Source organism: Cupriavidus sp. 94F1 (assembly GCF_057798875.1).
Genome location: NZ_JBYOJT010000010.1, coordinates 71,017 through 84,276, shown reverse-complemented (window position 1 = coordinate 84,276; position 13,260 = coordinate 71,017). Strand labels below are relative to the sequence as shown.

10 protein-coding genes are annotated in these 13,260 nt (G+C 67.0%); 5 read left to right on the top strand and 5 right to left on the bottom strand.

Annotated elements, in window-relative coordinates:
* Nucleotides 1-88: 88 nt before the first annotated feature.
* On the bottom strand, nucleotides 89-421 hold the full coding sequence (locus AC3FJ6_RS21550; RefSeq protein ID WP_488773667.1) for a hypothetical protein: 333 nt from the start codon (nucleotides 419-421) through the stop codon (nucleotides 89-91).
* 817 nt (nucleotides 422-1,238) lie between these two features.
* On the opposite strand from AC3FJ6_RS21550, the gene katG reads away from it, so the two are divergent.
* Together katG and AC3FJ6_RS21540 are read left to right on the top strand one after the other, a co-directional pair.
* Entirely contained in the window at nucleotides 1,239-3,449 is a 2,211-nt protein-coding gene (gene katG, locus AC3FJ6_RS21545; protein WP_488773745.1) for a catalase/peroxidase HPI, read from the top strand.
* Between the two features lie 146 nt (nucleotides 3,450-3,595).
* Entirely contained in the window at nucleotides 3,596-3,775 is a 180-nt protein-coding gene (locus tag AC3FJ6_RS21540; RefSeq protein ID WP_153948055.1) for a hypothetical protein, read from the top strand.
* On the opposite strand, the gene AC3FJ6_RS21535 is transcribed toward AC3FJ6_RS21540, so the two are convergent.
* From AC3FJ6_RS21535 to AC3FJ6_RS21520, 4 genes are read right to left on the bottom strand one after another with little or no spacing between them, the layout of a single operon-like run.
* On the bottom strand, nucleotides 3,772-4,482 hold the full coding sequence (locus tag AC3FJ6_RS21535; protein ID WP_488773666.1) for a DUF2459 domain-containing protein: 711 nt from the start codon (nucleotides 4,480-4,482) through the stop codon (nucleotides 3,772-3,774). The two genes, AC3FJ6_RS21540 and AC3FJ6_RS21535, sit on opposite strands and share 4 nt — an antisense overlap.
* A complete protein-coding gene (gene chrA / locus AC3FJ6_RS21530) occupies nucleotides 4,479-5,669 on the bottom strand; it encodes a chromate efflux transporter (protein ID WP_488773665.1) in 1,191 nt (396 codons plus the stop codon). The genes AC3FJ6_RS21535 and chrA overlap by 4 nt, the downstream gene beginning before the upstream one ends.
* The gene (locus AC3FJ6_RS21525; protein ID WP_488773664.1) at nucleotides 5,666-7,051 is read right to left on the bottom strand and encodes an ATP-binding protein; all 1,386 of its coding nucleotides are present in this window, start codon (nucleotides 7,049-7,051) and stop codon (nucleotides 5,666-5,668) included. Before AC3FJ6_RS21525 ends, chrA begins: the two co-directional genes overlap by 4 nt.
* Nucleotides 7,048-7,767, bottom strand: a complete 720-nt coding sequence (locus AC3FJ6_RS21520; RefSeq protein ID WP_488773663.1) for a response regulator — start codon at nucleotides 7,765-7,767, stop codon at nucleotides 7,048-7,050. The genes AC3FJ6_RS21525 and AC3FJ6_RS21520 overlap by 4 nt, the downstream gene beginning before the upstream one ends.
* Before the next feature lie 220 nt (nucleotides 7,768-7,987).
* On the opposite strand from AC3FJ6_RS21520, the gene AC3FJ6_RS21515 reads away from it, so the two are divergent.
* The 3 genes from AC3FJ6_RS21515 (at nucleotide 7,988) to AC3FJ6_RS21505 (ending at nucleotide 13,140) form a co-directional block, all read left to right on the top strand.
* Nucleotides 7,988-9,751: a glycosyltransferase family 39 protein gene (locus AC3FJ6_RS21515; RefSeq protein ID WP_488773662.1), complete on the top strand. Its 1,764-nt coding sequence runs from the start codon at nucleotides 7,988-7,990 to the stop codon at nucleotides 9,749-9,751.
* A gap of 70 nt (nucleotides 9,752-9,821) precedes the next feature.
* Nucleotides 9,822-10,880: a bifunctional UDP-4-keto-pentose/UDP-xylose synthase gene (locus tag AC3FJ6_RS21510; protein ID WP_488773661.1), complete on the top strand. Its 1,059-nt coding sequence runs from the start codon at nucleotides 9,822-9,824 to the stop codon at nucleotides 10,878-10,880.
* Nucleotides 10,881-11,022: 142 nt separating this feature from the next.
* The gene (locus AC3FJ6_RS21505) at nucleotides 11,023-13,140 is read left to right on the top strand and encodes a TonB-dependent receptor family protein (protein ID WP_488773660.1); all 2,118 of its coding nucleotides are present in this window, start codon (nucleotides 11,023-11,025) and stop codon (nucleotides 13,138-13,140) included.
* The last annotated feature ends 120 nt before the right edge of the window (nucleotides 13,141-13,260 follow it).

Below are 13,260 nucleotides of genomic sequence, written 5' to 3'. Positions count from 1 at the left end.
TCCCCCCGCGCCTGCCGGATAACAAACGCCCCTCACCCGGCTTGGCGGGAGGAGGGGCGTTCTGCTTCGGGGGTACCCCCCGCCCGCTTCAGGTCGCGGCGCCCTCGGCGGGGCGGTTTGCCCGGTCGGCCTGGGCATCGACCGAACGCAACCGGTCCAGCGCCCGTGTCAGCAAGGCGCCTTCCTCTGCATCGGCCGTGGCACGCAGCGTCTGCACGGCGTGGTGCAGGCGCTCGCGGTCCGGCGCCGAAAGCTTGTCGGTGTCCTCCATGGCTTCGATTTCCTTGTCCACGCGCTTGCACAGCTTGCGCACGAACTCGGGGTCCAGCTGGCCCTGGCTGGCGCCATGTGCGATGTGATAGATCAGGGCCGCCAGCCCCTCTGCCGTGGTCTCTGTTGCGACGGCTGGATCATGTTTCATGTCGGCTCCCCGTTGAGGTCGATTCATTCTAGTGATCGGCGGCGGTCCCGGAAGTTGCGCCTGCCTGGCCATTCCTTCAATTGTGCTGGCGGCGCCGCACCATCTTCTTATTCCCGAAATATTTCATGACGAGAATGTCATCTCGTCGGCCCGACTGAACACGTTGGGAACGCATATGCGACCGGAGGGTCGCCGCGGGCCGGCAGCCGCACCGTTCCAGCGGATCACATGGCAGTCCGCAGAGACACCAGTGAAGGAACGGCGGTGTTGCAGTGAAGTACGCGGGGATCCGAGCCGTCCAACAGGACGGCTCTATTTCTTTCCGGCCCCCCACCGGCGTCATCCCGCAGGCGCGGCGAAATTTGATTATCGTCAATATAACGACGGTATTTTAATTCGATGAGATTGCCATGCCGTCTCGTAAAGGCAAGGCATCCGGTATGTCCTGCACGCGCGCCCAACACATCCATTTCCCCGGAATGCTCGTGTTTATCGGGCCTCAGCATATTCAGCGGCCATGTGATTCGCATGGCGACGCGGTATTCCAATTGACTTGGCTAATCAAGCCAATTGAAACAATTGAATTTTCCCGGGATAACCGTCCACGTAGAGTGCAAAACGCTTGCTGCCGGCCGCGTCCGGCCGTATTCCCTGACAAGTGAATATTTGCCGAACGCGCGCAGGAAGCCCCGCGAGAAAGGCCGAGATATCCCCATTTTGCATTTCAATTCACTTGCATTACGGCAGCGGCTTTTGTAACCAACTACAAGGAGGTATTGATTCCATGAACATCGGAAAAACTTTAAAACTTTCCGTCATGGCGGTGGCCGTATCTGCCGCGCTGTACACCAATCCGCTGGTGGCGAGTACGGATGTGACGCCCAATAGTTTCTGGTGGCCAGAGCAACTTGACCTGCAGCCCCTGCGTTTCAATTCGGCGGAATCCGATCCCATGGGCAAGGCCTTCAATTATGCGGAGGCATTTAAGACGCTCGATATCGAGGCGGTCAAGCGGGACATCGCCGGGGTCATGAAGACTTCCCAGCCCTGGTGGCCAGCTGACTTCGGCAACTATGGGCCGTTCTTTATCCGCATGGCCTGGCACGGCGCGGGCGTCTATCGCGTCTTCGATGGCCGGGGCGGCGCTTCGGGCGCCCAGCAGCGGTTCGAACCGCTCAACAGCTGGCCGGACAACGTCGGCCTGGACAAGGCGCGACGCCTGCTGTGGCCGGTCAAGCAGAAGTACGGCCAGAAGATCTCGTGGGGCGACCTCATGGTCCTGGCAGGCAACGTGGCGCTGGAAGAAATGGGCTTCAAGACATTCGGCTACGCCGGCGGGCGCGTGGACGACTGGGAAGCCGAGATGGTGAACTGGGGCCCGGAAAAGAAGATGCTTGCCCATCAACGCCAGGATGCGAAGGGCGCCCTGAAGAAGCCCTACGCGGCAACCGAGATGGGGCTCATCTACGTCAATCCCGAAGGCCCCGCAGGCAAGCCCGACCCGCTGGCTTCGGCCAAGGAGATCCGCGAGACCTTTGGCCGCATGAGCATGGACGATGTGGACACGGTGGCGCTGATCGCCGGCGGACACACCTTCGGCAAGGCGCACGGCGCGCACAAGCCGGCCGGCTGCGTGGGCAAGGAGCCGGCTGCCGCCGGTCTGGAAGAGCAGGGGCTGGGCTGGGTCAGCAAATGTGGCACGGGACATGGCGTGGACACCGTCAACAGCGGCCTGGAAGGTGCTTGGTCGACCAATCCGACGCGTTGGACCCACGAATTCCTGACGTGGCTCTACAGCTTCGACTGGGAAACGACCAAGGGCCCGGGCGGCGCGATCCAGTGGGTGCCCAAGAACAACGCCAGCGCCAATTTCGTGCCCGATGCCCATGATCCGAAGAAGCGGCACAAGCTGATGATGTTCACCACGGACATCGCGCTGAAGATGGACCCCGAGTACCACAAGATCTCGAAGCGATTCCTCGAAAATCCGAAGGAATTCGAGGACGCGTTCGCCAGGGCGTGGTTCAAGCTCATGCATCGCGACCTGGGGCCGAAGTCGCGCTACCTCGGGCCCGATGTGCCCAAGGAAGACCTGATCTGGCAGGATCCGATTCCTCCGGTCGATCACAAGCTGGTGGACGACAAGGACGTGGCCAGCCTGAAGACCACCATCCTGTCGTCGGGCCTGACCATCCCCGAGCTGGTCCGCACCGCCTGGGCATCGGCCGCGACCTTCCGGGTGACGGATATGCGCGGTGGCGCCAACGGTGCGCGCATTCGCCTGGCGCCGCAGAAGGATTGGGGGGTCAACGACCCGGCCGAGCTTGCCAAGGTGCTGAATCGTCTCGAAGCCATCCAGAAGGACTTCAATGCGGCGCAGAAGGGCAGCGGCAAGAAGGTGTCGCTGGCCGACCTCATCGTGCTGGGCGGGACGGCGGCCGTGGAAGACGCGGCCAAAAAGGGCGGTTACAAGCTGAATGTGCCGTTCACGCCGGGCCGCATGGACGCCACGGCGGAACAGACCAGCGTGCAGTCCTTCGCCGTGCTTGAGCCGGTGGCCGACGGCTTCCGCAACTACTATGGCAAGCAGAGCCCCCGCTCGCCGGCGGACATGCTGGTCGAGCGCGCGAGCTACCTGAACCTGAGGGTTCCCGAGATGACCGTGCTGGTAGGCGGCATGCGGGCGCTGGGCGCCAATGCCGGCGGCACGCGCCACGGTGTGTTCACCGACCGGCCCGGCACGCTGAGCAACGACTTCTTTGTCAATCTGCTCGACATGTCCACCAAGTGGTCGAAGTCATCGACCGACCAGGGGATGTATGAGGGCCGCGACCGTGCGACCGGCAAGGTCAAGTGGCAGGCTACCCCGGTGGACCTGATCTTCGGGTCGAATGCGGAGCTGCGCGCCGTCGCGGAAGTCTATGGCTCTGACGACAGCAAGGAAAAGTTCGTGCAGGACTTTGCCAAGGCCTGGGTCAAGGTCATGAACCTCGATCGCTTCGACAAGGCGGCGGCGACCGGGCTCTGACCGGGCGCTGACCGGGCCCCCGAGGCGCCAACCGGGCGGGTCGCAACGGCCCGCCCGGCACGGACGCCTTGCGGCAGGTGTCGCAATCTGAACGTGGCTATCTATACTGGCTCTGTCGCGTGCCCGTGCACGCGGGGGAGCCAGCCATGACACCGAGCCGAATCGCCGCGATCGCCGTGATCGCCCGCATCGCCGTCCTCCTGCTGCCGGTCAGCCTTGCCGGCTGCGTATCGATCAGCAGCAGCGATCCCAACCCGCCGCAATCGTCCACCGTGGTCACGCCTGCCGGCAGTGCAACCACCGTCTGCAGCCCCGGCCCCTGCTAGGGCGCCGGCCGTGCGCCCTGTCGCGCGGCGGCCAGATCCCGCACCTGTCGCATGACGCCCTCGGCGAACAGCACCGGGCCGTGCATCGGGATGCCCGCTTCGCGCAACGCGTCGGCCGTCCAAGTATTGCAGGTATAGAAGCCGTTGTAGCGCGCCGTGGCGCCGAAGTAGAGACCGCCGGGATAGGGGCCGTTGCCCAGCCCCAGCGGCTCGCCGGCGTCGTTTTCCTGGATCGTCCGGTTCAGGAACGCACGCAGGCGGCCGATGCCGGCTTCGTCCAGTTCCAGGTCCACCACATTGCCCGCGCCGAACGCGGCGGCCGGGGTATCGCGCAGGATCGTCAGCAGGATGGCGCCATCGCCGGGCAGCAGGGCCGACAGCAGCGTCAGCGGACCGCGCTCGCCGGTGATCAGGTAGTGGCGGTCGCCAAAGCCAAAACAGAGATAGGTGGAACCGTCATAGCCCCGGGTCACGCGCAGGAGCCGCGCATCGGCATCGACGCTGCGGATGCAGATGTCGGTGTGCCAGTCGCGCTCGACCACCGAGATGGCGGTGACCGGTGGCGCTGCCACGGCCGCCGGTGCCGTGGCGCAGCCGTATATGAGCAGGGTGGTGGCCAGGGTGGTGGCCGCGTGGGTCAGGGCGATGCGCAGGCGGCCGGGCATGGTCACGCGGCCGCCACGGTGCGCCATCGATTCCGGTCTCATGCGATGCCGGCCGCCTGCAGCCCCCAGCCGGCCAGCGCGCACGCCAGCACCACGGCCCATGGCGGCACGCGCCAGACGGCCAGCGCAACCAGCGCCAGCAGGGCCAGCGCGAAATCCGCCGGAGCCAGCACGGCGCTGGTCCAGACCGGGTGATACAAGGCCGCCAGCAGCAGTCCCACCACCGCCGCGTTGACACCTGCCAGCGCGGCACGCGTGGCGCCATGGCGGCGCAGCCGTTCCCAGAAGGGCAGCGCGCCGAAGACCAGCAGGAACGACGGCGCGAAGATGGCCAACAGGCAGAGCGCGCCGCCGGCCCAGCCGTTGGGCGCCAGCGTACCGGCGGCGCCCAGGAAGGCGGCGAACGTGAAGAGCGGCCCGGGCACCGCCTGCGCCGCGCCGTAGCCGGCCAGGAACGTATCGTTGTCCACCCAGCCTGGCGGGACCACGGCGGCCTGCAGCAGCGGCAGCACGACGTGCCCGCCGCCGAAGACCAGCGCCCCGGCGCGGTAGAAGGCATCGAACAGGGCCACCGCGTGATCGCCGGAGGCGCGTGCGGCAAACGGCAATCCCACCAGCAACACCGCGAAGGCGACCAGGCACAGCAGCGCCACGCCATGGCCCACCGGCACGGACAGCGGCTCGTGCGGCACGGCCGCGCCACTGCGGAAGCGGCGCGCGCCAATCAGGCCGGCCACCACCATCACGCCGAGCTGGCACGCCGGCGACGGCACCAGGCTGACCGCCACGGCGGACAGCGCCATCAGCGTGATACGCGGGGCGTCGGGGCAGAGCGACCGGGCCATGCCCCAGACTGCCTGCGCCACCACGGCCACCGCCGCCCCCTTGAGCCCATGCAGCGCGCCGGCCGGCATGAGATTGCCATAGCGCGACAGGCCCAGCGCAAACAGGATCAGCGCCACGGCGGAAGGCAGCGTGAAGCCGATCCACGCCGCCAGCGCGCCCAGGTAGCCGGCGCGTGACAGGCCCACCACCATGCCCACCTGGCTACTGGCCGGGCCCGGCAGGAACTGGCACAGCGCCACGATATCGGCATAGGCGTGTTCGCTGAGCCAGCGGCGCTGCGCCACGAACGCCTCGCGAAAATACCCCAGGTGTGCCACCGGGCCCCCAAACGACGTCAGGCCCAGGCGCAGGAACACCACAAACACTTCCCACGCGGCGCTCATGCCTGGCTGGCCTTGGGGTTGTTCATGCGGATGGTCGCCACCAGCCCGGTGCCTTCCGACGCCGGCCGGTTGGCCAGGTCGATCGACAGTCCGTGCAGTTCGGCAATGCGCCGCGCGATGGAAATGCCGAGGCCGGTGCCCTGTTCATGCTGCGAGCCGCCCCGGAAGAAGCGGCTGCCCAGCCGCGCCAGCTGGTCCGGCTGCACGCCGGGGCCGCGGTCGGCCACCACGATGCAGTCGGGCCCGAAGGTCAGCGTGACGGTAGACCCCGCGGGGCTGTAGCGCAGCGCGTTGTCCATCAGGTTGCGCAGCATGGTGCCAAGCAGCGTGGGGTCGCCGCAAACGTCGATGGGTTTGACGTCGGGGCGCGGCCAGACGATCTCCATGTCGACATGGCGGCGTTCGGCCAGCAGGAGGCAGTCGGACAGCACATGCTGCGACACATCGCGCCAGTTCACCGCGCTGCACGAGGGCGGGCCGTTCTCGTCCTCCAGCCGGCTCATCGTCAGCAGTTGCGATACCAGATGGCTCAGGCGGTCGATGCCGGCTTCGACGTTGATGGCGGCCTGGGCACGCTCGGCCGGGTCGGCGGAGCGCCGGGCCACGTCCCACTGCGCCTTCAGCGCGGCCAGCGGCGTGCGCATTTCGTGCGCGGCATCGGCGGTCAGCCGGCGTTCGTGTTCGAGCAGCGCCGATACGCGGTCCAGCAGGCGGTTCATCGCTTGCACCAGCGGCGCCAGTTCGGGCGGCGCATCGTGCAGCGAGATCGGCGTGGGATCGCCCGGGGCCCGCGTGGCGATGGTGTGCGACAGCGCCAGCATCGGATGCAGCATCCGGCGGATGCCCCACACCAGCAGCGTGGTCAGCAGCGGCAGCCCCACCACCCAGGGCAGCACCTGCGCCTGCAGGTACGACCACACCAGTTCCTCGCGCTCGGCCATGATCTGGCCCACGCAGACGCGCCAGCCGGCCGCGGGACCATCCAGATAGTAAAGGCGCCATGGCACGCCATCGATCTGCCGGTCGGTAAAACCGCGCACGCCGGGCAGGCGCGGCAGGCGGTCGCCGTCGGGATCGATGCGGAAGGGCTGGCCGGTGCCGCGCCAGGTGGCGATCGCCATGTCGCCAAGCCCGGCGGCGCCCAGGTCGCCCAGGTCGGTATCGCCGGGCACCATGCCGTCTGGCTGCGGGTGCGGCGGTACCGCGCCGGTGCTGATCAACGGCAGCACCGCCTGCATCTGCTGCGCCATGCGGACCATGGCGGTGTCATAGAACTCGTTGATCTCCATGCGCGCGTTCAGGAAGATCATGACGCTGGTGAGGACCCAGGCAAATGCCACCGATGCCAGCACGACCAGTATCAGCCGCCGCTGCAGGGTCATGCATCGTCCCCGGTGCCGATGCCGCTGTCGCTGCCGGTCGAGGGAGTTTCCAGCGCGTCGAGCGTGCCCAGCGTGTAGCCGGCGCCGCGCAGCGTGCGCACGATGCCGGGATGGATCTTGCGCCGCAGGTGGTGGATATGCACTTCGAGCGTATTGCTCTCGGAGCCTTTTTCCCACTCGTAAAGCTTGTCGCGCAGGAATTCGCGCGTCAGCACGCGGTTGGGGTGCGCCAGCAGCAGTTCCAGCAGCATCGATTCGCGGCTGGTCAGGTCCACCGACTTGCCTTGCCAGACGGCCAGCCGCGCGGCTGGGTGGTATTCGAGCGGACCGTGGCGCCACACCGGCTCGGGCATGCCCGCCGACCGGCGTGTGACGGCGCGCAGGCGGGCCGCCAGTTCGTCCAGATCCACGGGTTTGATCAGGTAGTCGTCGGCGCCGGCATCCAGCCCGCCGATGCGGCTTTGCACCGCGTCGCGGGCGGTCAGCACCACCACCGGCGTCGGGCGGCCCTGGTTGCGCCAGCGCGAGAGCAGCGTCACGCCGTCCTGGTCGGGCAGGCCCAGATCCAGCAGCACCGCGTCGTAGTGCATGGCGGCAATGGCGCGGTCGGCATCGGCCCCGGTACGGAACCAGTCCACGGCGTGGCCCATCAACTTCAGGCCGCGTTGCATGCCATCGCCCAGCATGGGGTCGTCTTCAACGATAAGTATTCTCATGAGCGAACTGCTTGAAACGGCTGTTTATTGGTATCGAGTAAGACGGGACGCATGATGCACTTGGAGCGGTCCAAGCGTAGCATCGTGGCGGGCCAGGTGCACGCTTAATCTGAAGTTAAGGCAGATTCCCTAATCTGCGCGCTCGATGCTCCGAGAACAATACGCGTGCGGGACGAATAAGGCACAAACGCGATTTCGGCGGCCCCTATCCGGACACGACATGCACCTTCCTCCTAGTAAGCAACGCATCACGCACGATGCGGCTGACCGCGCCCGTACGGTTTCGCTGCCGGCTGGCTTGCGCGTGTCTGCCGTGGCCGGCTGGACGGCGCTGTTCGTGGCCGTGGCGCTGCTGGTGTGGTTCGGTACGCTGGGCCTGCGGCACCTGGTGGGCCCCGACGAAGGGCGATACGCGGAAATCTCGCGCGAGATGCTGGCCACGGGCGACTGGGTCACCATCCGCTACAACGCGCTGAAGTATTTCGAGAAGCCGCCATTCCATATGTGGGCGACCGCCGCGACCTACGCGCTGTTCGGCGTGGGCGAATGGCAGGCGCGCCTGACCGTGGCGCTGGCCGGCCTGCTGGGCATTGGCATGTCGATGCTGGCGACCTGGCGCTGGTTCGGCCCGCGCGCCGCCGCGTTCGCGGGGCTGGCACTGCTGGCGGCGCCGATGTGGAGCGTGGCCGCGCATTTCAACACGCTCGACATGACGCTGGCTGGCGTGATGTCGTGCATCCTGGCCTGCATGCTTGTGGCCCAGCATCCCGATGCTTCACGGGCCAGCCGGCTGGGCTGGATGGTCGCGTGCTGGGCGGCGATGGGTGTCGCCATCCTGACCAAGGGGCTGGTGGGCATCGCGTTGCCCGGCCTGGTGCTGGTGGTCTATACGCTGGTCACGCGCGACTGGGGATTGTGGCGCAGGCTGCACTTGATGGCCGGCGCGGTAACGATGCTGGTGGTCGCCGTGCCGTGGTTCTACCTGGTGTCCGAGCGCAATCCCGAGTTCCTGAACTTCTTCTTTATCCACGAGCACTGGCAGCGATACACGTCCGGCGTGCATTCGCGCGGCGGTCCCATCGTGTACTTCGTGCCGCTGGTGCTGGCGGGCTTCCTGCCCTGGGCGGGCCTTTTCCCCCGGCTGTGGACGGCCATGCGCAGCGCGGCCCCGGCCGAGGATGCCACCACGCGCGCACGTTTCCGTCCGGCGTTGATGGCCGGCATCTGGGCCATCGCCATCTTCGTGTTCTTCAGCCTGTCGCGCTCGAAGCTGCCCGGCTACATCGTGCCGGTATTCCCGGCGCTGGGCATCCTGGCCGGCGTGGCGCTCGACCGCATGGATGCGCGCGCCTGGGGCCGCCAGCTGCGGGCCATGGTCATTGTTGCGATCTGCGGATTGCTGGCCAGCCCGATCGTGGCCACGCTGAACGCCAACCACACGCCCAATGCGTTCTACCGCGCCTATGCCGTCTGGGTCGCCGTGGCCTTCGTGGTGATGCTGCTGGCGACGCTGGCGGCGCGCATGCTGCTGCAGCGCCGTGGCGTGCTGCCCAGCGTGGCCGTCTACGCGCTGGGCATGTACATGGGATTCACCGCCGCGCTGCTCGGCCACGAGACGGTGGGCGGCCCGGCATCGGGCGCCGACCTGGTGCCGCAGATCCACCCGCGGCTGACGCCGGGCATGAAGCTGTACGGCGTCAACATGCTCGATCACACACTGCCGTTCTACCTGGGCCATCCGCTGACGATGGTGGGGGCGGCGGACGAACTGACATTCGGCACCACGGTGGAACCGCAGCGATGGGTGCCCGACATGGCGGCCTTCGCAACGGTCTGGAAGCAGGGCGAGCCCGCGATGGCGGTCATGTCGCCCCAGACCTACCTGGAACTGTCGCCAGGCCTACCGCTCTACGTCGTGGCGCGCGACTGGCGCCGTGTGGTGGTGACCAACGTCCCGGCTGAGCCGCCGCCACAGGCGCGCTAGACCGACCTTCGAACTACCCGTTTTGGCCGACACCGCGCGGCCCTTTTTCGTTTTGAAAGATTCCCGATCCATGCACCAAAAGCGAGTCCTGATTCTTGGCGTCAACGGCTTCATCGGCCACCACCTGACGCGCCGCATCCTGGAAACCACGCAGTGGGAGGTCTACGGCATGGACATGTCGTCGGACCGCCTGGGCGATCTGGTGAACCATCCGCGCATGCACTTCTCCGAGGGTGACATCACCATCAACAAGGAGTGGGTGGAGTACAACATCCGCAAGTGCGACGTGATCCTGCCGCTGGTGGCCATCGCCACGCCGGCCACGTACGTGCGCAACCCGCTGCGCGTGTTCGAACTCGATTTCGAGGCTAACCTGCCGATCGTGCGCAGCGCCGTGAAGTACGGCAAGCACCTGGTGTTCCCGTCGACCTCGGAGGTCTACGGCATGTGCGCCGACGAGGAATTCGACCCCGAGGCCTCGCCGCTGATCTACGGGCCGATCAACAAGCCGCGCTGGATCTACGCCTGCTCCAAGCAGCTGATGGACCGCGTGATCCACGCCTACGGCATGGAGCAGGGCCTGAACTACACGCTGTTCCGCCCGTTCAACTGGATCGGCGCGGGGCTGGACTCGATCTTCGAATCGAAGGAAGGGTCGTCGCGCGTGGTGACGCAGTTCCTGGGCCATATCGTGCGCGGCGAGCCGATCAAGCTGGTCGATGGCGGCGCGCAGAAGCGCGCGTTTGCCGATATTTCGGACGGCATCTCGGCGCTGATGCAGATCATCGAGAACAAGGATGGCGTGGCCAGCGGCAAGATCTTCAACATCGGCAACCCGAAGAACATCCACTCGGTGCGCGAGCTGGCCGAGATGATGCTGAAGATGGCGGCCGATTATCCGGAGTACGCCGAGGAAGCGCGCAAGACGCAGATCGTGGAGACGTCGTCGGGCGAGTTCTACGGCAAGGGCTACCAGGACGTGCAGCACCGCGTGCCGAAGATCGACAACACGATCGACGAACTGGGCTGGAAGCCCGAGGTGACGATGGAACAGGCGCTGCGCCGCATCTTCGAGGCCTACCGCGACAAGGTGGTGGACGCCCGTACGCTGGTCGACAGCAACAACTGACCGTAGCCGGCCCCAACTGCCGACCCCCCCGGGGGCGGCGCTGTCGGAATCCGGCCGACGGCGGCGGCATGTCCACTGAGGGTAGACTAGGCGTCACGCGCGATTCGCGCGTGCGAGGTGTCTATCTTCGGGACGCGCCCCCATGCACGCTGCCGGCAGGACCCAGACTTCCGCCCGTTCCATTCTTCCGCGCCCCCGCGCAGCCGTCTGGCTCGTGGTGCCATGGGCCTTGGCGGCTGGTGCGCCGGCTGCCGCGGAAGAGGCCACCTTGCCCGACGTGGTGGTCAGCGCCAGCCGCAACGAGCAACGGCGCTTCGACGCCCCCGCGGCCATCGACAGCATCCCGGTCGATCCCTTCACGGCCACCTCGCCGCTGGTCAACCTGTCCGAACTGACCCTGACCAGCCCCGGCATCGCCGTGCGCGACCGCCAGAACTATTCCCAGGATTTGCAGATTGCCGTGCGCGGTTTTGGCAGCCGCTCGACCTTCGGCGTGCGCGGCGTGCGGCTGTTTATCGACGGCATTCCGGCGACCATGCCCGACGGCCAGGGCCAGGCATCGACCTTCGACCTGGCCAATGCCAGCCGCATCGAGGTACTGCGTGGGCCGTTCGCCCAGATGTACGGCAACGCGTCGGGCGGGGTGGTGCAGGTGTTCACGCCCGACCCGCCGAAGTCCGGCTTCACCGGACGGGCCTCGACCGGCTTTGGCTCGGACGGGCAGTGGCAGGCAGGCGTTTCGCTGGCCGGCGGCAACGACCGGCTGGGCGGCACGCTCGATGCCTGGACCTACCAGACCGACGGCTACCGCGACCACAGCGCGGCCAAACGCTACCAGCTCAACGCCAAGGTCGTGGCGCAGCCCAGCACGAGCACCAGGATCACGGGCCAGTTCAACTATTTCAACCAGCCGCTGGCCGAGGACCCGCTCGGCCTGACGCGCGCCCAGGCCGACGCCAACCCCCGCCAGGCGATTGCGGCGGCCACCCAGTTCAACACCGGCAAGGACGTGGAACAGACCCAGGCCGGCGTTGTGGTCGAACATCAGCTGACCGATCACGACAGCCTGAACTTCCGCCTGTACGGCGGTGGCCGGCAACTGACCCAGCGGCTGGGCTTCAGCGGGGCGGCGCCGGGTTCGGCGGGCGGCATTGTCGATCTGGATCGCACCTATGGCGGCGGCGCGCTATCCTGGACGCGCAAGACCACGGCCAACGGCCTGCCGCTGCAGTGGACGGCCGGGCTTGAAGTCAACGGCATGCGCGACGCGCGGCACGGCTATGTCAACGACAACGGGCAGCAGGGCGCGCTGCGGCGCGACGAAACCGACGAGGCGGCCGACTACGGCGCGTACGCGCAGTTCAACTGGACCGTGCATCCGGCCTGGGAAATCGTGGGCGGCCTGCGCGCCAGCATGGTGCGGCTGCGGATCGACGACCACTATGTGACGGCGGCCAGCCCCGACGACAGCGGCACGTCCACCTATCGCAACCTGAGCCCGGTGCTGGGCGTGGTCTGGCATGCGACGGAGACCCTCAACGTCTATGCCAACCTGGGCCGCGGCTTCGAGACGCCCACACTGACCGAGGTGGCCTACGGCCCGAACGGCGTCGGCGCCAACCTGGGGTTGCAGGCCTCGACCAGCCGGCAGGGCGAGATCGGCGTGAAATGGGAATCGGACGGCCAGCGGATCGATGCGGCACTGTTCGATGCGGACAGCCACAGCGAGATCGTGCCGCAGTCGAACAACAACGGCCGCACGGTCTACCAGAACGTGGACGGCGTACGCCGGCGCGGGCTGGAACTGGGCTGGCGCGGCGCATTCGGCCCGGCTCGCCGGCTGGCCGCCGGGCTCGCGTACACCTACCTCGATGCCTATTTCGGGGACGCCTTCGTCAACGCGCAGGGCGCCACCGTGTCGGCCGGCAACCGGCTGCCGGGCACGGCGCGCCACAGCTTCGGGGCAGAGCTGACCTACAAGCCGTGGGGCCAGTGGATGGTGGGCGTGGAGGCCAAGGCCGACAGCAAGGTCTACGCGGACGATCTGAATACGCAGGCCGCGCCGGGATATTTCGTCTTCAACCTGAAGACCGGCTACACGTTCAAGACCGGCGCCACGCAGTGGTACGTGTTCGGGCGCATCGACAACGTGGCCGACCGGCACTACATCGGATCGGTCATCGTCAATGAAGCGAACGGCAGGTACTACGAGCCAGCGCCGGGGCGACGGTTCTTCGTGGGCCTGCGCGCGTCGATGTGATGCCCCCGGATTGCGCGATCTGCGCCTGCCTGACTTGCCAACGCCGCGTCACACGCCTAAGGTGGCGGTTTTAGCCACGATCAGCGTGCCGCTGCCATGTCTCTCGCCACGCCTCCCGCC